The 23,320-nt window shown below is 67.2% G+C and carries 19 protein-coding genes and 2 riboswitches; of the genes, 4 read left to right on the forward strand and 15 right to left on the reverse strand.

What is annotated here, in order from left to right:
- Positions 1-4 precede the first annotated feature (4 nt).
- The 5 genes from CUR21_RS01270 to CUR21_RS01290 are packed head-to-tail and all read right to left on the reverse strand — an operon-like array spanning position 5 to position 6,403.
- The gene (locus CUR21_RS01270; protein WP_100195190.1) at positions 5-634 is read right to left on the reverse strand and encodes a precorrin-8X methylmutase; all 630 of its coding nucleotides are present in this window, start codon (positions 632-634) and stop codon (positions 5-7) included.
- Positions 634-1,767 carry a precorrin-3B synthase gene (locus CUR21_RS01275; RefSeq protein ID WP_100195191.1) on the reverse strand — a complete coding sequence of 378 codons (1,134 nt, stop codon included), beginning with the start codon at positions 1,765-1,767 and terminating at the stop codon, positions 634-636. The genes CUR21_RS01270 and CUR21_RS01275 overlap by 1 nt, the downstream gene beginning before the upstream one ends.
- The gene (gene cobN / locus CUR21_RS01280; protein ID WP_100195192.1) at positions 1,764-5,000 is read right to left on the reverse strand and encodes a cobaltochelatase subunit CobN; all 3,237 of its coding nucleotides are present in this window, start codon (positions 4,998-5,000) and stop codon (positions 1,764-1,766) included. Before cobN ends, CUR21_RS01275 begins: the two co-directional genes overlap by 4 nt.
- Positions 5,001-5,008: 8 nt before the next feature.
- Positions 5,009-6,043: a cobalamin biosynthesis protein CobW gene (gene cobW, locus CUR21_RS01285; protein WP_100195193.1), complete on the reverse strand. Its 1,035-nt coding sequence runs from the start codon at positions 6,041-6,043 to the stop codon at positions 5,009-5,011.
- A gap of 3 nt (positions 6,044-6,046) precedes the next feature.
- On the reverse strand, positions 6,047-6,403 hold the full coding sequence (locus tag CUR21_RS01290; RefSeq protein ID WP_100195194.1) for a DUF1636 domain-containing protein: 357 nt from the start codon (positions 6,401-6,403) through the stop codon (positions 6,047-6,049).
- A gap of 89 nt (positions 6,404-6,492) precedes the next feature.
- A riboswitch (cobalamin riboswitch) is annotated at positions 6,493-6,727 on the reverse strand.
- A gap of 43 nt (positions 6,728-6,770) precedes the next feature.
- Between CUR21_RS01290 and cobO the strand changes: the two genes are divergently transcribed.
- Both cobO and CUR21_RS01300 read left to right on the forward strand, forming a co-directional pair.
- Positions 6,771-7,412 (forward strand): cob(I)yrinic acid a,c-diamide adenosyltransferase, encoded by a 642-nt coding sequence (gene cobO, locus CUR21_RS01295; protein ID WP_198431578.1) that lies wholly within the window; start codon positions 6,771-6,773, stop codon positions 7,410-7,412.
- Positions 7,413-7,689: 277 nt separating this feature from the next.
- Entirely contained in the window at positions 7,690-9,135 is a 1,446-nt protein-coding gene (locus tag CUR21_RS01300) for a cobyric acid synthase (protein WP_100195195.1), read from the forward strand.
- Here the strand turns inward: CUR21_RS01300 and cobD are convergent.
- From cobD to CUR21_RS01325, 5 genes are all read right to left on the reverse strand, one after another.
- Positions 9,132-10,097 carry a threonine-phosphate decarboxylase CobD gene (cobD, locus tag CUR21_RS01305; RefSeq protein WP_100195196.1) on the reverse strand — a complete coding sequence of 322 codons (966 nt, stop codon included), beginning with the start codon at positions 10,095-10,097 and terminating at the stop codon, positions 9,132-9,134. The genes CUR21_RS01300 and cobD overlap by 4 nt on opposite strands.
- Before the next feature lie 14 nt (positions 10,098-10,111).
- On the reverse strand, positions 10,112-10,921 hold the full coding sequence (locus CUR21_RS01310; protein WP_198431579.1) for a propanediol utilization protein: 810 nt from the start codon (positions 10,919-10,921) through the stop codon (positions 10,112-10,114).
- Positions 10,911-11,594 (reverse strand): 5,6-dimethylbenzimidazole synthase, encoded by a 684-nt coding sequence (gene bluB, locus CUR21_RS01315; protein WP_100195198.1) that lies wholly within the window; start codon positions 11,592-11,594, stop codon positions 10,911-10,913. The genes CUR21_RS01310 and bluB overlap by 11 nt, the downstream gene beginning before the upstream one ends.
- A 42-nt stretch (positions 11,595-11,636) precedes the next feature.
- Positions 11,637-11,823: riboswitch (cobalamin riboswitch) on the reverse strand.
- Between the two features lie 109 nt (positions 11,824-11,932).
- Positions 11,933-13,993, reverse strand: coding sequence for a TRAP transporter permease (locus tag CUR21_RS01320; RefSeq protein ID WP_100195199.1), 2,061 nt, complete (start codon positions 13,991-13,993; stop codon positions 11,933-11,935).
- Positions 13,994-14,079: 86 nt separating this feature from the next.
- Positions 14,080-15,090: a TAXI family TRAP transporter solute-binding subunit gene (locus tag CUR21_RS01325; protein WP_100195200.1), complete on the reverse strand. Its 1,011-nt coding sequence runs from the start codon at positions 15,088-15,090 to the stop codon at positions 14,080-14,082.
- A gap of 332 nt (positions 15,091-15,422) precedes the next feature.
- Here CUR21_RS01325 and CUR21_RS01330 point away from each other — a divergent pair, with 332 nt between their 5' ends.
- Entirely contained in the window at positions 15,423-16,187 is a 765-nt protein-coding gene (locus CUR21_RS01330; protein ID WP_157791911.1) for an outer membrane protein, read from the forward strand.
- Between the two features lie 77 nt (positions 16,188-16,264).
- Here the strand turns inward: CUR21_RS01330 and CUR21_RS01335 are convergent, their stop codons facing one another.
- From CUR21_RS01335 to CUR21_RS01345, 3 genes are read right to left on the reverse strand one after another with little or no spacing between them, the layout of a single operon-like run.
- Positions 16,265-17,899 carry a metallophosphoesterase gene (locus tag CUR21_RS01335; RefSeq protein ID WP_100195202.1) on the reverse strand — a complete coding sequence of 545 codons (1,635 nt, stop codon included), beginning with the start codon at positions 17,897-17,899 and terminating at the stop codon, positions 16,265-16,267.
- Positions 17,900-17,902: 3 nt separating this feature from the next.
- The gene (locus CUR21_RS01340; RefSeq protein ID WP_232622638.1) at positions 17,903-19,582 is read right to left on the reverse strand and encodes a Na/Pi cotransporter family protein; all 1,680 of its coding nucleotides are present in this window, start codon (positions 19,580-19,582) and stop codon (positions 17,903-17,905) included.
- Positions 19,560-20,189 (reverse strand): dual specificity protein phosphatase, encoded by a 630-nt coding sequence (locus tag CUR21_RS01345; RefSeq protein ID WP_100195203.1) that lies wholly within the window; start codon positions 20,187-20,189, stop codon positions 19,560-19,562. Before CUR21_RS01345 ends, CUR21_RS01340 begins: the two co-directional genes overlap by 23 nt.
- 279 nt (positions 20,190-20,468) lie before the next feature.
- Between CUR21_RS01345 and CUR21_RS01350 the strand changes: the two genes are divergently transcribed.
- Positions 20,469-21,506 carry a substrate-binding domain-containing protein gene (locus CUR21_RS01350; RefSeq protein ID WP_100195204.1) on the forward strand — a complete coding sequence of 346 codons (1,038 nt, stop codon included), beginning with the start codon at positions 20,469-20,471 and terminating at the stop codon, positions 21,504-21,506.
- Here CUR21_RS01350 and CUR21_RS01355 read toward each other — a convergent pair.
- Both CUR21_RS01355 and CUR21_RS01360 read right to left on the reverse strand, forming a co-directional pair.
- Entirely contained in the window at positions 21,458-22,357 is a 900-nt protein-coding gene (locus CUR21_RS01355) for an inositol monophosphatase family protein (protein WP_100195205.1), read from the reverse strand. The genes CUR21_RS01350 and CUR21_RS01355 overlap by 49 nt on opposite strands.
- Before the next feature lie 44 nt (positions 22,358-22,401).
- The gene (locus CUR21_RS01360; RefSeq protein WP_100195206.1) at positions 22,402-23,298 is read right to left on the reverse strand and encodes an inositol monophosphatase family protein; all 897 of its coding nucleotides are present in this window, start codon (positions 23,296-23,298) and stop codon (positions 22,402-22,404) included.
- Positions 23,299-23,320 lie beyond the last annotated feature (22 nt).

The raw sequence follows: 23,320 nt of genomic DNA on the forward strand, positions 1-23,320 counted from the left end.
GGCTTCATTCCTTGCGGCTGGCAAGCGCGTTGACCGCCGCCACCGTGATGGCCGAGCCGCCCAGACGGCCCTCGACCACCACTGCGGGCACCGGGGCGGCCGCCATCAGCGCGGCCTTGGATTCGGCGGCCCCGATAAAGCCCACCGGGCAGCCGATGATGGCGGCAGGGCGCGGGCAATCGGGATCTTCCAGCATGTTGAGCAGGTGAAACAGCGCCGTCGGCGCATTGCCGATGGCCACCACCGCGCCCGCCAGATGCGGCCGCCACAGCTCCACCGCCGCCGCCGAGCGGGTGTTGCCGATGCGGGCGGCAAGGGCGGGCACCGATGGGTCGTGCAGGGTGCAGATCACCTCGTTGTTCGCGGGCAGGCGCGGGCGGGTGATGCCTTCGCTGACCATGCGCGCGTCGCACAGGATGGGGGCTCCCGCTTCGAGTGCGGCGCGCGCCGCAAGCGCCATGCCGGGGGTGAACCGGACATGACGCTCCAGCCCCACCATCCCGGCGGCATGGATCATGCGCACCACCACCACCTCTTCCTCGGGGGTAAAGGCGGCCAGATCCGCCTCGGCCCGGATGGTGGCAAAGGACTGAAGATAGATCGTCGCCCCGTCCTTTTCGTAGTGATGTGGCATCAGAAAAGCCCCTTCAGATCAATCGCAGCGGCGGACAGGCCGCGCAGTTCGGGTTGGGTGGCGGCGGCGGTGCCGTCGCGGATCAGGTCAAAGCCCGCATCGGTGGCCACCAAGGTGATGGCGGCCCGCCCCGGATGCGCGCAGCCCTTGGCGCAGCCCGAGACATGCAGCCGCTTGCCCGGCGGCACCTGCGGCGCGAGCCTGCGGGCCAGATCGCGCACCGGGGCCAGCCCTTGCAGGCAGGCGGGCGCGCCGGAACAGGCCTCGACCCGGCGGATGGGATCATCGGGCGCGCGGATCACATCAGGCAGGTCCGGCAACTGGCGCAAGCCCTGCACCAGCAGCATCCGCCAAGGCGTGACGCGCAAGGGGCCAAGCGTGGCAAGGGTGGCCAGCGTTTCGGCCTGCATCCGGCCAAAGGCAAAGCCCAGAAGCGCGCCTTCGGCGCGCAGACCGGGGCCGGGCGGCGCGGCGGCGGGGGCCGGGGCAAGCCGGCCCGCCAGCGCGCCGGAGGGCACGGCGCCGCGCGCGATCAGTGCGGCCATGCGCCCCCGTCCGTCGCTTACCCCGCCTGCGGCGACGAACCATTGGGCCAGCGCCACCGCCCCCGCCGCCAGATCGGTCACCGGCGCGCCAAGCGGGGCGCCTTCGCAGCGCAGGATCAGCTGACCATCCGCCGCGCGCTCGGCCCGGATATCGGCGGTGATGCCAGACAGAACGGGCGCGGGGCCAGTGTCGACGGCAAAGCCGAACTTGCCCGGAAGCGCGGGCATCTGCGCCAGCGCGCCCTGCACCTGCGCGGCAAGGGCAAGCGTCTGGGCGTCAGCAAAAGGCGTGACAAGGAGATTGCGCCGCTGTTCCGCCTCGGCATCGGCGTCGATCAGGCCAAGGGCGGCGAGTGCGTCGATCAGCGCCGGGTGGGTCGCGTCCGAGACGCCGCGCAGCTGCACATTGCCGCGCGCCGAAAGATCGATCTGCCCGTTGCCAAAGGCCCGCGCCGCCTTGGCGATGCCCAGCGCCTGCGCGGGCGTCAGGCGGCCCAGATCGGGCCGGATGCGCACCACCAGCCCATCGCCTGACAGCATCGGGCGCAAGGCACCGGGGCACCAGCCTTGCACCTGAAAGCGGCTCATCCCGACACCTGAAGGCTGGCGGCGATGGAATTGCGGCGCGTGACCCACAATCCGGCTTCGGCCAGACGGCGGAACAGATCGCGCAGCGCCGCAAGGGCCGCCGGGTTTTCGCGCGCCATGAAGGCCACCAGATCATCACGGCCAAGGGTGGCGTCGTGATACAGGTCAAACAGATGCGGCGGCACCACCCCCGCCAGATGCGCAAAGGCGGCCATGTGATCGGCGGTGGCGGCGATTTCGGCGGCCCCGCGAAAGCCATGGCGCATCATGCCATCGGCCCATGCCGGATCGCTGGCACGGGCGCGCACCACGCGGGCGATTTCCTCGGTCAGGCTGCGGGCGCGGGGACGGTCGGGCTGGGTCGCGTCCAGATGATAAAGCGCCGGGGCGGCTGCGCCCAGCCGCGCTAGGGCTGCGGCAAAGCCCGCCTCATGCGCGGCGTAATCGGCGGCGAGCAGAACATCGCTTTCGGGCAGATCCTGCGCGTGAACAAAGCTGTCGGCCCCGCGCAGGCGGGCTTCCAGCCCCGCGCGGTCATCGCGCGACTGGCCATCCACCCCGATGGCCCAGCTCGACGCCGCGATCCAAGCCTCGCCTGCGGCGGCGCGGGCCTGGTCGGTGAAGTCATCCATCGCCACCCCCATGCCAAGGCCGTAAAGCCCCGGCTTCGGCCCATAGACCCGGGCGGCGGCGGCGCGGTAGGGGTTGTCCTCGGCGGATTCATCCCGCGCGGCCAGCATCTGCGCCCCGGTTTCAAACAGCGTGGCCAGACCCGGGAACACATCGCGGAACAGGCCCGAGACCCGCAGCGTGACATCAATGCGCGGGCGGCCCAGAAGGGCGAGCGGCAAGACCTCGACCCCGGACACGCGGGCCGATTTCGCGTCCCAGACCGGGGCAAGGCCCGCCAGATGCAGCGCCATGGCGAATTCCTCGCCAGCGGTGCGCATGGTGGCGCTGCCCCACAGATCCACCACCAACCCGCGCGGCCAATCGCCGTGATCCTGCAAATGGCGGCGCAAGAGTTCTTCGGCCAGCTTCACGCCCTGCGCCTGAGCCGCGCGGCTTGGCACCGCGCGCGGATCGACCGCGAACAGGTTGCGCCCGGTGGGCAGCACGTCCGAGCGCCCCCGCGCGGGCGAGCCCGAAGGCCCCGCCGCCACCCGCCGCCCCGCAAGCGCACGGCGCAGGCCCGCGCGCTCTTCCGTGCCACAGGCCCCCTGCCCCAGCACATGCAAGCCGTCGCCGTATTGGCTTTCCTTGATGTCGCAGACAAAGCGGTCAATCCGGGTGATCGCCTCGGCGGCACTGGCGCCGGCGGGGATGCCCAGATCGGCCTCGACCCCCGAGGCCTGCGCCTCGGCCCGCACTTGCGCGATCAGCCGGTCGCGGCGGGCCGGGTCCAGCCCGTCGGCGGTGGAATATTCGTCCAGCAGCCGCTCCAAACGGTGCATGTTTTCCGGCACGCTGGCCGCGCGCAAGGGGGGCGGCAGATGGCCCAGCGTCACCGCGCCGATGCGCCGCTTGGCCTGCGCGGCCTCGCCCGGATCGTTCACGATGAACGGGTAGATCACCGGCAGCGCGCCCACCAGCGCCTCGGGCCAGCAGGCATCGGACAGTGCCACCGATTTGCCGGGCAGCCATTCCAGCGTGCCATGCGCGCCCATGTGCAGCAGCGCGTGCAGGCCTTGCGCGCGCAGCCACAGGTAAAAGGCGACATAGCCATGACGCGGCACCCGCGCCAGATCGTGATAGTCGTCGTCGCGCGCGGCGACCTCCCCCCGTTCGGGTTGCAGCGCGATCAGCGCGGCACCGCGGCGGGTGGCGGCGAAATGAAAGGCCCCGTCACGAAAGGCCGGGTCCGCCTCGGGCGCGCCCCATGCGGCGTGAAGGGCGGTGCGCAAGGGTTCGGGCAATGTGCCCAGCGCGGCGCGGTAGTCTGCCAGTGGCCAGCTTTGGGTGTCCGCTTGCAGCGCGGCCGCAAGCGGCGCGGTGGTGACGTCATAGCCTTCGGCGGCCAGATCGGCCAGCAGCGCCTCGGTCGAGGCGAGCGCGTCGAGCCCGACGGCATGGGCCATCTGATAGGCGCGGCCCGGATAGGTGGAGAGCACCACGGCAAGCTGCCGCGCGGGCGCCGGGGCCTCGGCCAGACGCCGCCAGCCTTGCACCCGCGCCACCACCGCCGCCACCCGGGCGGCATCGGCGCGATGGGCAAAGCGCGAGAATTGCAGATCGGGGTCGCGTTTTCCGGCTGTCTTGAAAGAGACCAGCCCCGCAAACAGCCGCCCGTCCACCTCCGGCAGAACCACATGCATCGCGAGATCGGCGGGCGACAGGCCACGGTCGGACCCGGCCCAGTCGCGGCGGCGCGCGGTGGAAAGCGCCACCTGAAACACCGGGCACTCGGCGGCATCAAAGGGGGTGCTGCCATCCTCGGCGCGGGCCGAAAAGGCGGTGGCATTGAGGATCGCGGGCGGATCGGCCTGCGCCAGCACCGGGCGCAGCCACTCGGCAAAGCCCGGGGCCTTGAGCGAGGGCGCAAAGACACCGATCGCCGCAAGGCCCTCTGCGCGCAAGGCGCGGATCAGCGCATCCACCGGGGCGGTGTCAGCCGCGGTCAGATAGCTGCGGTAAAAGCTGACCAGCACCACCCGGCCCGGTGGCAGCGTGTCCACCACACCCTGATCGGGGTCATAAAGCCCCATATCGGGCACCCGCTTGTCCCCCGGCACCGGCCCGGCATAAAGCCCCGCCGCCAAGGCCAGCTGCGCCAGCGCCGCCTGCGCCGCCACCGCGCCCCCTGCATCGCATAGATCGGCCAGCCGCCGCAGGGTGGAGACCGGCAGGGTCGAGGCCGCATCCAGCGCCGGATCGGGCCGCCCGTCGGCGGGCAGCACCGCCAGCGCAATGCCCCGCCGCCGCGCCAGATCCTGAATCGAGGCGATGCCATAGGGCCAATAGGCCTCCCCGCCGATCAGACGAATCAGGATGGCGCGCGCCCCCGAAAGCGTGCGTTCCACATAGGTGTCGACCGAAACCGGGTGCTTGAGCGCCACGATGTTTTGCAACCGCACCGAAGGCAGCTTGCCCCCGGCCCGCGCCCAGCCTGCCGCGAAAGCGCCAAGGTCGCTGTCGGAAAACGACAGCACCACCAGATCCGCCGGGTCCTGACCCGGATCGAACGGCGCCTCTGCCGCATCAAGCCCCTGACTGTCGCGGAAGACGACGTGCATCGGCTGCCTTACGCCTCCAGAACCGCGCGGATGGCAGCCGGGTCGATGTGGTGATGTTCAGCGATCACCACCAGCCGGGACTGGCGCGGCGCATCGGCCCAAGGGCGGTCATATTGCTGGCGCACCCGCTCGCCCACCGCCTGCACCAGAAGGCGCATCGGCTTGCCCACCACCGCGACATGGCCCTTGACGCGCAGGATGTGCTGCTCGCGCGCCAGACGCTGAATGCGGGCGGTCAGATCGGCAGGATCGGCGATTTCCGGCAGGTCGATCACCACGCTGTCGAAATCTTCATGCTCGTGATCGTCATGGCCATCATGATGGCTGGGACGGGCGGCAAGATCATCTTCGGCGGCGGCGTTCAGGCCCAGCAGAACACGCGGGTCCACCACCCCATCGGTGACCGCGATCACCGGCAGGCGGCGCGGGGTTTCGGCATCGATCACGGCGCGGGCGGCGGCAAGCCCTGCCTCTCCGGCCAGATCGGCCTTGGTCAGCAGGATCAGGTCGGCACAGGCGATCTGATCCTCGAACACCTCGGACAGCGGGGTTTCATGGTCAAGACTGTCATCCGCCGCGCGCTGTGCATCCACCGCCGCCACATCAGGGGCAAAGCGCCCGGCCGCCACCGCCTCGGCATCGGCCAGCGCGATCACGCCATCCACGGTGATCTTGCTGCGGATGGCAGGCCAGTCAAAGGCCTTGAGCAAGGGCTTGGGCAGCGCAAGGCCCGAGGTTTCGATCAGGATGTGATCGGGGCGCTGGGGCATGGCCATCAGTGCCTCGATGGTGGGAATGAAATCATCGGCCACGGTGCAGCAGATGCAGCCATTCGCCAGTTCGACGATGTTTTCGACGGGGCAGTTTTCATCGGCACAGGATTTCAGGATATCGCCATCCACGCCGACGGTGCCGAATTCATTGACCAGAATGGCCAAACGCTTGCCTTGCGGGTTCTGCATCAGATGGCGGATCAGCGTGGTCTTGCCCGCCCCCAGAAAGCCGGTGATCACGGTCACGGGGATTTTTGTCAGATCGGTCATGGCTCAGGCCTCCATCGGGGGAATACGGGCAAGGCTTTGCTTGCGAAAGATCACCGGGCGGTCCCGCCACGGCACAATACCATCGGACGTGGCGGCATAAAGCCCCGCCCCGCGCAGAATTTCGGGCGCGTCCTCGGCAGACATCCGGCCATAGACATAAGACCAGGCGCCGGGCTTGCTGAGCGCGACCGCGCAGCCATGATCGCAGGCCGAAAGGCATTCCACCGCGCGCAGGCGCACGCCTTCGGGCATGGCTTCCTGTGCCAGAAGATCGTGCAGCGCCTTGCCCGGACAGGCCGTACCCTCGGCCACGGGTTGTCCGGCGCGACAGGTGGTGCAGATGTGCAGAACGGCTGTCATGGCCTCTCCCGGATCAGCGTCGGGGACAGCCTGCGGCATGGGCCCCGCGCGGGCCCAAACTCCGAAGGTCACGGCACACCCCGTCCGCGCGTTTCAGTTCGGGCTCTGGCAGGTCTCCCGGCTTGCGGATATCGGGTCAGGCGCGGGCCTGCCCCGGCGGCCTGCCCGTCTTCCCGAACCTTGCGGCCAGTGACATGCGGCAGACCTTTCCGGTCACGGTCGCGGGGGCGGCTGCGCTTGGGCTTGCGACGTGGCGCGCCGCAAATCCTGTCGCATTCCCTTTTCACCTGCCCTAAGACAGGCACCAGCGCCTTCGCTCCCTAGTCTGCCACAAGGGTCGCACTGTCAAGAACAAGGATACGCCGCGATGACCGACGCAAACGACATGACCGCCCCGGACGACAGCGCCGATCTTGCCCGCCATGCCAGCAAGATGGCCAAGAAAAAGGCCGCGCGTGACAAGATCATGGCGGGAAAGGCGGGGGAAAAGGGTCTGGTGATCGTGCACACCGGGGCGGGCAAGGGCAAATCCTCCTCCGGCTTTGGCATGATCCTGCGCTGCATCGCGCATGGAATGCCCTGTGCGGTGGTCCAGTTCATCAAGGGCGCCTGGGACACCGGCGAGCGGCGGCTGATCGAAGGGCATTTCAGCGCGCTGTGCCAGTTCCATGCGATGGGCGAAGGTTTTACCTGGGAAACGCAGGACAAGGCCCGCGACATTGCCGCCGCCCAAGCCGGCTGGGAAAAGGCCAAGGCGCTGATCCGCGACCCGGAGATCCGCTTTGTGCTGCTGGATGAAATCAACATCGCCTTGCGCTACGACTATCTCGATCTGGAGGAGGTGCTGACCTTCCTGCGGGACGAAAAGCCCCCCCTCACCCATGTTTGCCTGACGGGGCGCAACGCCAAGGAGGCGCTGATCGAGGCCGCCGATCTGGTGACCGAGATGACGCTGGTCAAGCATCCCTTCCGCGCGGGGATCAAGGGCCAACCCGGGGTCGAGTTCTGATGGGCCTGCCCCCGTTGCCGGCCCCCGGGGTTCCACCCCGGACCCCGGGATATTTGAGCCAAGATAAAGGCAACGAAGTTTTAACCTCTCCCTGCGAAGGTGACATCACGGTACAGGGGGGGACCCCGATGACCGTCCAAGGTAAAGGCGCCGCGCCTCCCCCGTGCAAACGGCCCGAGGCGCGGCTGCTGACCTTTTCCCGGCCCTTTGCCTTTATCTTGGCGGCAAATATCCCCGCCGGAGGCTCCTGCCCTCTCCGCTTGCGGCGAGGGGTCAGATGAAGGCGCTGATGATTCAAGGCTGCGGGTCGAATGTCGGCAAGTCGATGCTGGTGGCGGGCCTGTGCCGCGCGGCGCTGCGGCGCGGGCTGCGGGTGGCGCCGTTCAAGCCGCAGAACATGTCGAACAATGCCGCCGTGACCGTCGATGGCGGCGAGATCGGGCGCGCGCAGGCGCTGCAGGCGATGGCCTGCGGGCGGGAGCCGGTGACCGACATGAACCCGGTGCTGCTCAAGCCCGAATCCGAAGTGGGCTCGCAGGTGATCGTGCAAGGCAAGCGGCTGACCACGGTGCGCGCGCGCGATTATGCCAAGCTCAAGCCGCAGTTGATGGGCGCGGTGCTGGAGAGTTTTCACCGGCTGCGCGCCCAGAATGATCTGGTGATCGTCGAGGGCGCGGGCAGCCCGGCCGAGGTGAACCTGCGGGCGGGGGATATTGCCAATATGGGGTTTGCCCGCGCGGCGGATGTGCCGGTGGTGCTGGTGGGCGATATTGACCGCGGCGGGGTGATCGCACAGATCGTGGGCACGCAGGCGGTGATCGACCCCGATGATGCCGCCATGGTCGCCGGGTTCCTGATCAACAAGTTCCGCGGCGATCCCCGGCTTTTCGACGACGGCTATGCCTTTGTCGCCCAGCGCACCGGCTGGCGCGGCTTTGGGGTTCTGCCATGGTTTCCAAAGGCACATCTGCTTCCGGCCGAAGACGCGCAGGACCTTGCGGGGGCCGCGCGCCAAGGCGGGGTGACGATTGCGGTGCTGTGCTTTTCGCGCATTGCCAATTTCGACGATCTTGATCCGCTCAAGGCGGAACCCGGTGTCAATCTGGTGATGGTGCAGGCCGGGCAGGCGATCCCGGGCGATGCGCGGCTGGTGATCCTGCCGGGCTCGAAATCGACGCGCGGCGATCTGGCCTTTTTGCGGGCGCAAGGCTGGGATGTCGATCTGGCGGCGCATCTGCGGCGGGGGGGGCAGGTGCTGGGCATTTGCGGCGGCTATCAGATGTTGGGTCAGAGCATCGCCGACCCCGAAGGCATCGAAGGCCCCGCAGGCGACATGGCAGGGCTGGGGCTGCTGGAGGTGGACACACGGATGACGCCCGACAAGCGGCTGTCACGCGTGGCGGGGGCGCATCTGGAGAGCGGATTGCCGATTGCCGGCTATGAGATCCACATCGGGCGCAGCACGGGCACCGATTGCGCCCGCCCTTTTGCCACCATCGAAGGCCGCCCCGAGGGCGCGCAAAGCGCCGATGGCCGGGTCATCGGGACCTATCTGCACGGCATGTTCCTGTCAGATGCCTTTCGGGCGGCCTTTCTGGCGCGGCTGGGGGTGGCGGCAGCGCCGCGCCGTCATGGCGCCGAGGTCGAGGCGGCGCTGGAGGCGCTGGCCGACCATCTGGAAGCGCATCTGGACGTGCCCGGACTGCTGGCCCTTTCGCGCTAGCGGGCCAGAGCCGCGGCGAGCCTGTCCCATTCCGGCTCGGGGCCGGGAAGGCCAAGGCGCAACAGCGTGTCGGACCATGGGAAGATCCGGCTCCAGATCTTGTGGCGCGCAAGGTGCTCTTGCGCGCTGCGCGCATCGGGCGTCGTGTAAAGGCGGAACAGCGCGGTTCCCCCGGCAAGGGGCCAGCCCGCCGCCTGCGCCAAGGCATCGGCGCGGGCGGCATCGGCGGTGAGCTGCGCGCGCATGGCGGCGGCCCAAGCGTCATCTGCCAAGGCCTGACGGCCGATCTCGATGGCCGGGCCAGAGACAGGCCATGGCCCTGCATGCTGCGCAAGGCTGGCAATCGTGGCGCGCGCGCCGAAGGCAAAGCCCAAGCGCAGCCCGGCGAGACCGTAGAACTTGCCAAAGGAGCGCAGGATCAAGAGGTTGTCCGGGCCAGCCTGCGGCAAGAGCGACAGCTCGGGCGTGATGTCGCCAAAGCTTTCGTCCACCACCAGAAGCCCGACCTGCTGGCGCAGCGCCAGCAGATCCCGAGGCGCGTGGCAGCGGCCGTCGGGGTTGTTGGGGTTCACCACCACGGCCAGATCGGCGCCCTGCGCCTCGGCCAGCGTGGCCACCGTGTCCACCGCCCAGCCGGATTGCTTCAGGCAGGCGGCGTGTTCGTTATAGGTGGGGCCCAGCACCACCGCCCGCCCTGCCGGGCGCAGCATCGGCACCATCTGAATCGCCGCTTGCGCGCCCGCCAGTGCGACGCCTTCGGCCCCCTCGGATAGCCGCCAAGCCTGTGCGGCTTGTGCCACGAGCGCGGCTTGGGCGGCGCGGGTGGGAAGGTGGCGCCAGAGCGCGGCCCCCAGTTCGGGGATCGGCCACGGGCGGCGGTTGATGCCGGTGGACAGATCGATCCAATCGCCATCACCGTGGCGCGCCATCGCCGCATCCAGATTGCCGCCGTGATCGCGCATGACGCCCCCCTTTGCTATGGCCTTGGCGTAGCCAGAACATGCACGCCCCGCAAGCCTGCCTCGCGCAGGCGCTCGGCCCCGTGGCGCGGCAGCTCTCCCGGCGCAAAGATCAGCGCGCGGGCCGCGCCGCTGTGCGACATGGCCCAGCCCAGCGCGCCCAGATCGCGCGCCAGCGCGTCGGTCGGGTCATCGGGCGGGCCGCGCCGGGCAAGACAGCGGCGGGCGCTTTCACTTGCAAGTGCGGCGCAGGCGGCAAGGCCTTTGTCCTGTTGCCACAGCGCGACCAGATCGGACACGTCGTCATAGGCCTGATCGTGGCCTCGTGTGGGCCGTGAGGGGCCAAAAAAGCCCGCCAGCAGATCGGCACGGGGCTGCGGTGGCAGCTTGGCCATCACCCTGCCCTGACGCGAGGCCCACAACAGACGGGACGCCTCTGGCAGCATCAGCGGATCGCTGGCGCCTTCGGCGGCCACGCAAGCACGGGCCAGCGCCCAAGGTGGGATCGCCCGCCCGGCAAAGGCCGCCAAGGCCATCAACCCGGCGGTGGACATGCCGGTGCCAAGGCCCGGCGGATAAGGCAGGCGCAGCGCCACGCGGCCTTGCGGCAGGCCGCCCAGCGCGCGGGCAAAGCGCGCGATCCGTGCCCGATCAAGGTCGCCATGCCCGATGGCATGGCAGCGCACCCCCTGCCCCGGCTGCCAGCGCGCGTGCACATGGACGCGGGACGGCAGCAAAGAGACCAGCGCCACCGGCCCGTCGGCCCCCAGCCGCCCTTGAATCCATTCGCCGAAATGGCACGGCAAAAGCGCCCGTTCAATCGGCACGCTGCCCCCAGTGATCGGCAAAGATCAGATCGGCCAAAGGCAGGCGTTCGGCCCAGCCTTTGGCTTGCAGCTCTGGCTGGTCATACAGCGCGTCGACATAGCCAAGGCAGAGCCAAGCCACCACGCTGACATGCGCGGGCAGGCCCAGCAGGGTCTGGACATCGGCCGGGTGAAAGATGCTGACCCAGCCGGTGCCGATCCCTTCGGCGCGTGCCGCCAGCATGAGGTTCTGCACGGCGCACACGGTGGAGTATTCATCCATCTGCGGCTGATGGGTGCGCCCCAGCACCACCGGCCCGCCGCGGCTGTGGTCGCAGGTGATGCACAGGCTGACCGGCGCGGTCAGAAGGCCTTCGAGCTTGAGCGCAGAGTAAAGCGCGCGCCGTTCGGCGGGAAACATCGCGCGGGCTTCGTCATTGGCGCGCGAGAAGGCGGCATGGGCGGCCTGTTTGACGGCATCCGAGCGGATGACGATGAAGTTCCACGGCTGCGAGAGGCCAACAGAAGGCGCATGATGCGCGGCCGAGAGCAGACGCAGCAAGGTGGCGTCGTCAATGGGGCGCGCGGTGAACTGGCCCCGCACATCCCGCCGAGATTCGATGGCACGGTAGACGGCCGCGCGCTCGGCACTTGAAAAGGGCGCGGCGGCGGTGAGCAGTGGTTCGGCGGTCATGGACTCCCCCTTGATGGAAAACAGGGCAAGCGCCGGCCTTCGCCTGCCCCGGTTTCGTCTGGCCGGTCTTCTGACTTGGCTTCACCCGGACCCACGCCTTCCCGAGCCTTGCGGCCAGTGGCCTCTGTGGGCCCGTCCACCTTACAGCGTTGGGCACGTCGCGGCCTTGCACCGCGTTCCCGATTATCCCCGCGCCAAGACGCGGGGCACCAGACAGATCATGCCTAACGAAGCGCGGGCGCGCCTGCAACTGTGCTGCATCCGATGCCTTGCGCGCAGCGGTGCCGTGAAACGCAAAGAGGGGCCCCGAAGGGCCCCTCTGCCGGGTCTGGCCGCTGTCAGGCGGCGGCCTGCGGGGTGCCGCGTCCGGCGAGCCATTGGCGCAGCACCACGGCGCCAAAGAGGGCGGCACCGATGGAGGAAGACACCAGTTCGGGCGCGATCAACAGCAAGGCCGCGATCGGCAGCACGATCCGCTCGATCAGCAAGAGCGGGCGCAAGAGCCAGTTGGTGATGGCAGCCGACAGCGCCACGATGCCCAGAATCGCGCCGGTGAAGGAGAGTGCAAAGGCCCCCCAAGTGAAATCGGCGGTCACCAGCAAGAGCGAGGGGGAGAAGACGAACATGAACGGCACCAGCGCCTTGCCCATCGACAGACGGAAGGCGGTGTTGCCGGCCTTGAAGGCATTCGCCCCCGCGATGCCCGAGGCGGCATAGGCCGCCATCGCCACCGGCGGGGTCACATCGGCCAGCACCCCGTAATAGAACACGAAGAAATGGGCGACGATGGGTTCGACATTCATCATGGCCAGCACCGGGGCGGCGACGGCCACCATGATGATGTAATTGGCCGTGGTGGGAATGCCGCAGCCCATCAGGATGCAGACCACCGCCGTCATCATCAGGGTGAACAAGAGCGCCAGCGACGGCATGGTGATCAGTTCGAACGGCAGGAAAGACAGCGAGGCATGCAGGCTTTCTGCCCAGCCTTGGGCAAGGCTGGTGAGCATGAAGGCGATCTTGAAGCCGATCCCCGTGAGCGTCACCACCCCGATCACCACACCGACCAGAGCGGCGGCGGCGGTGACGGCAAGCGAGCTTTTCGCGCCCGAGATGAAGCCTTCGGTGATGCCCACCACAAATTCCCGCGCGCCTTGCGAAACGCCCGAGGCCATGATGCGCTGCACGGCATAGACGGCGATGCAGGCGGTGATGGCCCAGAAGGCGGCGAGGAAGGGCGTGCGGCCCGACATCAGCATATAGACCAAAAGCAGAAGCGGCAGCACCGACAGCCAGCCTTCGCGCAGCACCTTGACCGCATTGGGCAGTTCTTCCTTGGTCAGGCCGCGGATGCCAAGGCGCTTGGCCTCAAGGTGCACCTGAACCAGCACGCCAAAGAAGTGCATGAAGGCCGGCACGATGGCGGCGATCAGGATGGTGCGCAGCGGGATGCCCAGATATTCCACCATCAGGAAGGCCACGGCCCCCATCACCGGCGGGGTGATCTGACCACCGGTCGAAGAGGCCGCCTCGACCGCCGCCGCGAAATGGCGCTGGAAGCCGATCTTGATCATGGTGGGAATCGTCAGCGCGCCGGTGGTGACGGTGTTGGCGATGGACGAGCCCGAGATCGAGCCCAGAAGCGCCGAAGACACCACCGAAACCTTGGCCGGGCCGCCGGAATAGCGCCCAGTCAGCGCGGTGGCGAGGTCGATGAAGAGTTGCCCCAGCCCGATGCGCTGCGCCATCACCCCGAAAAGGACGAAGTGAAACACATAGGTGGCGATCACGCCCAAGGCGGTGCCGTAAACGCCTTGCGACGACAGGTAAAGGTGGTTGACGATCCCCGACCAGTCGGCCCCCGGATGCACGAAGATGCCCGGCATGGACTGGCCGAAATAGGCGTAGCCGATGAACAGCAGCGCAATCACCGGCAGCGGCCAGCCCATCGAGCGCCGCACCGCTTCCAGCAGCGTGACCAGCAGAATGGTGCCCATGGCCACGTCGAGCGGCAGCGGATTGCCGATGCGGAAGGCCAGTTGGTCATAGATCCACGGCACATAAAGCGCGCTGACCAAGGCAGCGATGGCCAGCAGCCAATCCAGCACCGGCAGGCCAAGGATGACAAAGCCCGTCGTCTTGTGCCGGGCCGAACTCACGACCGCGAAGCTGAGGAAAATCAGGAACAGCGACACGCCCATATGCACCCCGCGATGGGTGGTGGCGCGCGGAAGGCCGAAACCGGCGGTGTAATAATGATAAATGGCGAGGGCGAACAGGATGACCCCGGCCAGAATGGCGACCGGACGGGTAACAGTTCTGAAGCGCGCCTCGGGATCGAACTCTTCCTCGATCGCGGCCAGTTCAGCTTGGGAAAGCGTGCGGTTGCCGTCGGTCATCTTGGCGTCCTTGAAGCAGTGGATGAAGAAGGGGATGCGAACCGTCTGACGGCCGCATCCCCCGGGATCAGATCAGCAAAGCGGGATCACTCGATCGCGCCGACTTCCTTGTAAAAGCGCTCGGCGCCGGGGTGGAACGGGATGCCCGCGCCCTGCACAGCGTTTTCAAGGGTGATGAACTTGCCCTTGACGTGGCCGTTGCCGAACAGCTTTTGCGTGGTTTCGTTGAACATCGCCTTGGTGATGCCATAGACCAGCTCTTCCGACAGGTCAGCCGAGGTCACCATCTGCGCACCCACCGAAAGGGTGTTCACTTCGGCATCCTGACCGCGATAGGTGCCTGCGGGCACGGTGTCGGCGGCAAAGAAGCTGTATTCTTCGCGCAGCGCATCGACCTCGGGGCCGGTGATCGGAACGATGACCACATCATGCTGGCTGGAGAGTTCGGCGATGGCACCGGCCGGGTAGCCGCCCACGAAGAAGAAGGCATCCATCGCGCCATCGCGCATCCGGTCCGATGCCTGATCGGGCTTGAGGTATTCCGGGGTGATGTCGGCTTCGGTCAGGCCGAAGGCTTCGAGGATGATCTTTGCGTCCACCAGCGTGCCCGAACCGGGTTCATCGAGCGACACGCGCTTGCCGCGCAGATCGGCGACCGAGGTGATGCCCGAGGCCGCGCTGGCCACGAGGTGGATGGATTCCGGGTAAAGGTTGGCGATCAGGCGCAGCTTTTCCACGGCAGGCTGGCCTTCCCAGATGCCGGTGCCGGTTTGCGCCCAATAGGCCACGTCCGACTGGCTGAAGCCCGCTTCCAGCGTGCCGCCGTTGATCGAGTTCACGTTGCCGACCGAGCCGTTCGAGGCGACGGCGGTGGCGATCAGGCCGGGAACGCCGCAAGAGCCGCCTTCTTCACAGGCGCGCGAGCCGGGTGGGTTCGAGATCGCGTTGGCGATGAGTCCGCCGATCGGGTAATAGGTGCCCGCGGTGCCGCCGGTGCCGATCCGGAAGAACTGCATATCCTGCGCCACGGCCCCCTGTGCCATCACGCCGACGGCAAGAACGGCCCCCGCAAGGGACCGGAAGGAAAAGAGTTTCATGGGTAGCACCTCCAGAATTTCGGTTGGACAGATCGCGCCACTTGCAGGCGGACATCCTAGCCATAAGTTATGATTTGGGAGAGGTCCACCTTTGAAAGCTGCGGTTCGGGCGGTCCTGCGGCCCTGATGCGCGTGAAACCTGCCCCCGGATGCCCGCGACCTGCGCAGACAGCACGGCGCTGGCCTTTCCCCCTGCCCTGCCAGAACGATCTTTGCCCCGCTGGGCGCGCGCCGCTTGACGCAGGGGAAAAGAAAAAGGCGCGCGCTGTGAAACTTGGGCCAAACCCTGTTCGTAGGCCAAGGGCACCGATGGGAAACAGGGAGAGTGTGACGTGACAAGACGTATGGTTGCTGCAATGGCCGGGGCTGTGCTGATGCTGGGCGGGTCGGCTTCGGGCCTGTGGGCCCAGTCATGGGAAGGCGCCTATGGCGGCGTGCAATTCGGTCGGGCGAATTCTGGCGACGCCGGGGTGTTCGGCCTGTCGCCGCTGCCGCCGGGCGGGGCCTTGGAAACCGCTTTCAGCCCCAATGAAGCCGTGCCGGACGCGGGCTTTTTCGGCGAAAAGGCCAAGGGCAATGTTGGCGGGGTGCAGTTCGGCTATGACTGGCAGAGCGGCATGATGGTCTATGGCGCGGTGGGCGCCTTGCAGTTTGGCGATGTGACCGACCGCCAGCAGGGCAAATCGCGCACGCCTGCCGTGTATACGATCGAGCGCAAGATGGACAATTACGCGACCCTTGCCGGGCGTGTGGGCTATCTCGCCCAGCCCAATACGCTGGTTTATGGTCTGGCGGGTGTCGCCATGGGCAAGGTCGATTTTGCCTATAGCCAGCCCGGTTCGGCCGCCACCACGGTAACCAGCGGCGGCCAAAAGAACCGCTTCGGTTATGTGATCGGCTTTGGTGTCGAGAACAAGGTGACCGAGCAGGTCAGCATCGGTCTGGAATACACCTATGTGAACATGGGCAGCAATGATTTTCAGGCCACTCTGACGGGCGGGCCGTTCAGTGCCGCAGCCCCGAGCACCACGGCACGCGGCACCGACCGCGACTTCGACTTCGGTCAGGTGCAGCTCAAGATGAACTACCGCTTCTGATACGACCCTCTTTCGGGGCGCGACGATCCTCAGAAGGCTGGCCTTTGCGGGCCAGCCTTTTTACGTTGTGCGGCGGTTCATCCTTGCTCGGCGGGCAAGAGAGCGCCAAGGTTTTTGCCAAACATCTCCATCAGGATGCCGAGACGGGTTTGCAGGCACTCCGGCTCGGGCCATGTGCGCGCGGCGAAATCGGCGATCAGACTGGCATAGACAGCGCGCCGGTCAGGCGGGATGAAGGCGCCGGCAAGCGCACCGGCGCTGCGGGCGGCATACCAATCGGTCAGCAGATCCAGCAAGGAAAAGCCCGGCGCGCCAAGCGGCAGATCCGGGTCGGTCGCAAAGGCGGGCTTGTCACGCAAGGCGAGCGCCTGAAGATCGCCGGTGCTGCGCCCTTGGACGAAGCTGCGCAGGTCTTGCGGCCAGTCGCGCGGGAGGAAGCGGTGCTGCACCAGCTCGCGGATGTGGAAATAGAGGAATTCCGGATAGCTCCGGGCGGCCAGCCAGTCCGGCCCCTCCGTGGCCGCAAGGCCGTAGAGCGGAAAGACGGCATCAAAGCCCGAAAAGTCGATCATCTGCGGGGTGATCTGAAGACCCGAGGCATCGGCAACCACGTGCAGAGACGCGGGCGGGAAGGCGACAGGCGACGGCACCGCGATATTGGTGAGCGCGGGGCCATCGGCCGGGCCTTGCGCTTGGCCCGAAAAGTGCAGGTGGCCCGAGAAATGCGTGCCGATGCCCGTGGCGGCGATGCGCGCGGTGGTGGCGGGCGTGGGGTTGCGCTGTGCCGAAGCGGTGGCGCCGAACAGCGCCCGCTCGCCCGCCAGCGTGCCTTGCAGCACATCGGCCACCGGATAATGCGAAAAGCAGATCAGGGTCTTGCCCGCAGCCTTGGCGCGCCGCGCCACATCGGCCATCCAGTCGAGCAGAAAGGGTTTGTGCTGGATCAGCGCGTTCCACCCGGCATTGGTGCTGTCTTCAAAGGCCTGCGGATCGGTGTTGTCAGGCCTGCCGCTGCGCGGCGCGAACACATTGGCATCGATAGAGAGCAGCCAGAGGCCGGGTTCAGGCTCGACCAGATAGGAGGTGTCGATCTGGCGATGGGTGGTCAGGCCATCGGGCGCGGTCATGGTGAAGACGCGGGTTTCGGCAGCATCCTCGGGGCCGAAGGGGCTTTCCCAATGCAGATCACGCGGATCGCGCATCAGCCCGTGATCGCCCCACAAAGGGATAAGGCCTTGATAGCCTTGGCAGCCCATGCGCGGATCATAGACGGTGGACGCGTCGGCGCTGGCTTGCGCCTCGGGATGGCTGCTGACGGTGACACGCCCCCCGGTTGCGGTAAGAAAGGCCTTGGCATGGGGCCGCCCGCTCATCCCGTAGACATCGTGATTGCCGGGGGTAAGGAAGAACCGCATCCCATGGCGAACCCGGTAGTCTTGCAGCACGGCAAGCGCGGCCTGCATGCTGGGGGCTTGCCCGTCATCGGTGAGATCGCCGGGGATCAGCACAGTGCGAATGCCGGCAGCCGCGCAGGCATCAAGCGCCACCGGCAGGGCAAGCGCGCTTTCGTTGAAGATGCGGGTGGATTCGGCGCTGTCCTGCCGTGGCCGCAGGCAGGCGCCCGCGCGCCCTTGAAACGGCACGCCCGCCACCGGGTAGCCGGGAAACAGGGCATGGTAATGCGGATCGGCCAGAACGGCGAAACGGTGCATGGATCAGGATTTCTTCTGTTCGGGCTGCAACCGGGTGTCGCCCAGCGCGCCGATGCCATCCAGGATGGGATAGGCGACTGAAATCAGATGCGCGTTCACCCGTTTCAGATCGCGCAGGATATCAAGGTGCAGGCTGGAGGTTTCCACCGTTTCCAGCCGCCGTTCGCGCAGGCGTTCCATATGGCGTTCGGCCGAGAGGGTTTCCATGCGGCGCACCTCGACCTTGCATTTGACAAGTTCGCGGGCAAGGTTTTCATCACGCGACAGAAACACGCTTTGCGCCACCGCAAGGATCTCGATGGTGCGCTGGTAGAACTCCGAGATCTCGGTCAGCCCTTCGGGCGAGAAGGACAGGCGGCGGCGGTCTTTCTTGACCGCGAGTTCCGAAAGGCCGGAATCGATCAGGTCGCCGATGTGCTCCAGATTGACGGCATAGGACAGGATTTCCGACATCCGCCGGATGTCATCGGCATCAAGATCTTCGCGCGACAGACGGGCCAGATAGATCTTGATGGCATTGTGCAGGCGGTCGACCTGATCTTCGGTGGCGGACAGCCGGTCATGCGCCAGATCGTCATGGCCCTGCACGGTGGCAAGGCTGAGCCGCAGCATGTCGCCCACCAGATCGCCCAGCCGCAGCGTTTCGCGCGCGGCGGCGGCCAGCGCGATGGTGGGCGAAGACATCGCACTTTCATCAAGGTATTTCGGCGCAAAATCCACGGTGGGTTGCTTGGGCATCCAGCGTTCGACAAGCGCCGAGAGCGGGCCCAGCACGGGCAGGAACACCAGCGCAAGCACAATGGAAAAGCCGACATGCGCGCCCAAGGTCAGGGCAGCGGTGTCCGCGAAATAGGGCTGCACCAGCGGCGCAAGCAAGGGCGCGGTGAGGGTAAGGACAGCCGCTCCGGCGGCGCGCACGCCAAGGTTCGTCACCACCAGACGACGGGCCTGCACGCCTTCGGACATGACCGCAAGCCAAGGCGGGATGGCACCGCCCAGATTGGCCCCTGCCACCAACACCAGTGCAAGTTCGGCCGACACCACCCCGGCCTGCGCCAGCAGCATGACGAACAGCACGGTGGCGAGGCTGGACGAGGCAAGGGCCGCCAGCCCGGTGGCAAAGATCAGCGCGAACAGCGGCGCATCGCCCAAGCCCACCAGCACCTGCCGCACCAGAACCGAGTCGCGCATCGGCCCGGTGGCCTGCCCCATCAGCTCCAGCGCCAGCAGCATCAGGCCAAGGCCAAGGATGGCGCGGCCGATGCCTTTGCCCCCTGCCCGGCCGCTGCGGGAAAACACCACCACGCCGATCAAGATCAGCAAGGGCGAAAGCCAGTGCAGGTCGAGCGACAGAACCGCCGCCGCAATGCTGGTGCCGACATTGGCCCCCAGCATCACCGCCTGCCCCATCGCGCCCGACAACAGATCCCGCGCGGCGAAAGAGGCGGTGATGACCGCCGTTGCCGTGCTGGACTGCACGGCCAGTGTCGCCACAAGCCCCGCGATCAGCGCCTTGACCCGGTTGGACGCGCCGCGCCCGATCCACACCCGCAGCGCACTGCCAAAGGCGCGCAGCATCCCGGTCTTGATCAGGCGCAACCCCCAGAGCAGCAGCGCCCCGGCCCCGAGAATATCGATCAGAACAAGCGTGGAGTCGATTTCAGCAGTCCTCCAGATGGTCAATCGCGGCGGCGGCCTGACGGGCGGCTTCGATCAACATGGGTTTGGGTGTTTCGTACCACTCATCCGGCGGCAGAGCCCGCATCTTGCGCACATGCGCGATGGCATCGTCAAGGGTCGGGAACCCGTCCGGTTGCGTCTTGTGCAGGTAAAGCGCCGTGAGCGCAACCGACCGGCTGCGCCCGCCCCGGCAATGCACAAGGACATGGCCGCGCGCCCGGTTGGGATAGCTGCTGCGCTCGGGCATCACCTGTTTCAGCGCGCCGTCAAGGATGTAATAGCCCGCCAGCATCATGCGCCCCGGATTGCCGTTGCCGTCGATCAGGCCGATCTTGTAGCTGCGGATCGGCGCATGACCGACCGCGCATTTGCCAGGGGCTGCGGGATCAACCGGGTCGGCGACATAGTTGATGTCAAGGTTCACCGCGCAGTTGATGACGGTGGTGATCCCAAGGTCCGCCAGCCGCGCCACATCGCGCGCGCCATCGGAATTGCCGATATAAAGCGAAACGCCGTCCGCGCCCACGCCGGTGGCGATCAGACTTAGCGGCGTCAGCGTGGCCGCCTGTTTCTTGGGCTTGGGGTCTGAATGAAAAAGGGCGTCGGTCATGCGGGACGGTTCCGATCAGGCTGAAGGACAGGGGGGCCAGCTCAGGCGGCTGGCGAAAGAGATCTGACGCCGGGGCGTCAGCATGCGCGGGCGTAGCGGGAAACTTGCACAGCTGTGCAAACCTGTCAACATCCCGAGCAGATTTGTTGAATCCCGCAGCGGCCTTGCTGTATAGACGAAGGAAATGCCGTTCTTGCGTGCCGTGTTCCGCGACATGCGAGGGCAGCAAGATGCCTGACGACCGAAAGGTGAGCCTGTGACCCATCAGAGCATGACCCCATGACCGACGTGGCCACGGGCAAGCAAAGGCAGCGGTCCTTTGTCAGCGCGCAGCAGGTGGCCGCCTTGGCGGGTGTGTCGCGTTCGGCGGTCTCGCGCACCTTCACCGATGGGGCCAGCGTGTCGGAAAGCACGCGGGCGCGGGTGATGGAAGCCGCCGAGGCCTTGGGCTATCACGTCAATCATCTGGCGCGCGGGCTGATCCATGACCAGTCCAACATCGTGTCGCTGGTGGTGACCGACATCAACACACCCTATCAGGCCCGGATGATCGATGCGCTGACCAGCCGTCTGCAACGGGCCGAGAAAGTGGCCATGGTCATCAACACCTCGGGTCAGGCGGAAAGCGTGGAAAAGGCACTGCGGCAGACGCTGCAATACCGGGCGGATGCCACCATCGTGCTTTCGGGCCAGCCCGCAGGATCGCTGATCCAGACCTGCCTGAACAATGGCCAGCATGTCATCATGGTCAACCGCGATGACCCGGTGCCGGGGCCTGATACCATCATCGTCACCAACCGCACCGCCGCGCGCGAGGCTTTTGCGCAGTTGCAGGCGGCAGGCTGCCGCAAGATCGCGGTGGTGGCCTCCGAAGTGGGCACCGCCAGCGTGGTGACGCGCGAACAGGCCTTTGTCGCCGCCGCGACCGAAGCCGGGGTCGCGGTGCAGGTGATGCGCTATGGCCCGACCGCCTATGCCTCGGGCGCCGAGATCGCGCGGCGCTTGCTGGCCGGCGCGGACCGTCCTGATGGTGCCTTCTGCGTGACCGATCTTTTGGCCTGTGGTTTCATGGACACCGCGCGCAACAGCTTTGGCCTCTCGATCCCCGAGGATCTGTGCGTGATCGGCTTTGACGATATCGAGCAGGCCGGGTGGTCTTCGTTCAACCTGACAACCTTTCGTCAGCCGATCGAACAGATCGCCGAGCGGATCGTCGGCCTGTTGCAAGGACCGCCGCCCCCCAGCACCCGGCGCGAGCCGATCCGGTTTCAGGCCGAACTGGTCTGGCGCAATTCCGTGCGCGGCAAACCTGTCTGAGCGGGGGCCGCGCGCAAGGGCACCTTGGTGGCGCGGCTCATCAGATCGGCCAGACCGGGGGCGGCGGCCAGAACCGCGCCGCCCCGGTTCAGGCCATCGGCTTCCAGATAGGCGCAGACGCGCCCCCCTGCCTCTTCCACCAGCAAAAGGCCCGCAAGACAATCCCACGGGTGCATATGAAGCTCGGCATAGCCGTCCGAGCGGCCGTCGGCGACATAGGCCAGCCCCAGCGCGCCGGTGGCCGCGCGGCGCACATTGGCCCCGGCGTTGAGCATGGCGGTCAGCGCCTCAAGATAGGCGGCATTGGGCAGGCGGTTCGACCAGCCCAATTCCAGACAGGCGGCATCGGCGCGCGCGGTTTGCGCGACGCTGAGCGGCACGCCGTTGCGGGTGGCGCCCCTGCCCTGCCGGGCGGCGTAAAGCTCGTCATGGCTGGGGTCATAGATCGCGCCCAGCCGGATTTCGCCCCCCGCCACATAGGCGATGGAAATGCAGTAATGCGGGATGCGGCGGGCGAAATTGGCGGTGCCGTCGATGGGATCGACCACCCAGCAAGGATCGGCCACGCTGCCCCCGGTTTCCTCGCCCAGAAAGCTGTCGTCGGGGAAGCTGGCCTGAATGCGGCTGCGCACCAGATGCTCGACGGCCGCATCGGTTTCGGTGAGAAAATCCTGCGGGCCTTTCATGCCAACCTGCGGGGCAGAGGCCTCGGCAAAGGCGCGCCGCGCGACGGCACCAGCCTCGCGGATCAGATCGGCCAGAAACACCTCGCGCGCGGTGAGCGCCGCCGGGTCCAAGGTGGCGGGGCGCTGGGCGGCGGTGCGGGGCAAGGCGGAGGAGGTGAGGGTCATGCGAATCTCGGCTTCTTGTGGTGTGTGGGGGGGCATGCGGCGGGTCAGGCCCGCGCCCGGGCGGCATCGCGGCGGTCGGAAATGCCTTGCGCGATGCGGGTGAGGGTGGGGTAATTGGCGCCCTGCCCCGTGGCGATATAGCCGGGGCACAGGAAATCCGCCGCGTCAGGCGCGACCTTGCCAAGCGGCAGCGGATGATAGCTGCCGCCAGCCTGTTTCAGGATCAGGATGGCGGCGGTCACATCCCAAGGATTGACGCCAAAGCCTGCGGCGGCATCGGCCCACCCCGCCGCGACATGCGCGATCGACAGGGCCGCACTGCCGGGGCGCCGCAAGGTTGCAAAGCTTTCCGCCAGTTGCGCAAAATTCTCAAGCGCTTCGGCGCGCCCGTCGGCCCGCAGGTCGCGGGCGACGGGGTAGCCGGTGATGAGCACGGCCTCGCGCTCTTGCGCCGCCGCGCGGGCGCGCAAGGGCACCTCTCCCGCCCAAGCCCCGGTCAGATCGGCGCTGAACATCGTGCCCGAGATCGGGTCGAGAATGGCCCCCGCAAGGATCTGCCCGTCGACGACCGCGCCGATGGAAATGCACCAGAAGGCCAGCCCGCGCGCAAAATTGGCGGTGCCGTCAATCGGATCGACATACCATTGCACGCGGCCCGACCCGGTGGCCCCGCCCTCTTCGCCCAAAATGGCGGAATCGGGCATCTCGCGCAGGATAAAGGCGATCAGGCGCTCTTCGGTGGCCTTGTCATGGATGGTGACGATGTCGTGGAAATCCACCTTGGTGTCGATGTCCATGCGCGAGCGGAAGGCCTCGATCAGCGGGCCTTGCACGGCGCGGGCCGCAGCCATGGCCACCGCGCGGCAGCGCTGCGAAAGGGCAAGAAGGGAAGGCGCCGGATCCGACGCGGCCTGTGGCCCGGGACTTTCAAGAAGCGTCATGCAAACTCCGTTCGGTTAAAAA

The sequence above is a fragment of the Pseudorhodobacter sp. MZDSW-24AT genome, assembly GCF_002794355.1.
Classification (GTDB): domain Bacteria; phylum Pseudomonadota; class Alphaproteobacteria; order Rhodobacterales; family Rhodobacteraceae; genus Pseudotabrizicola.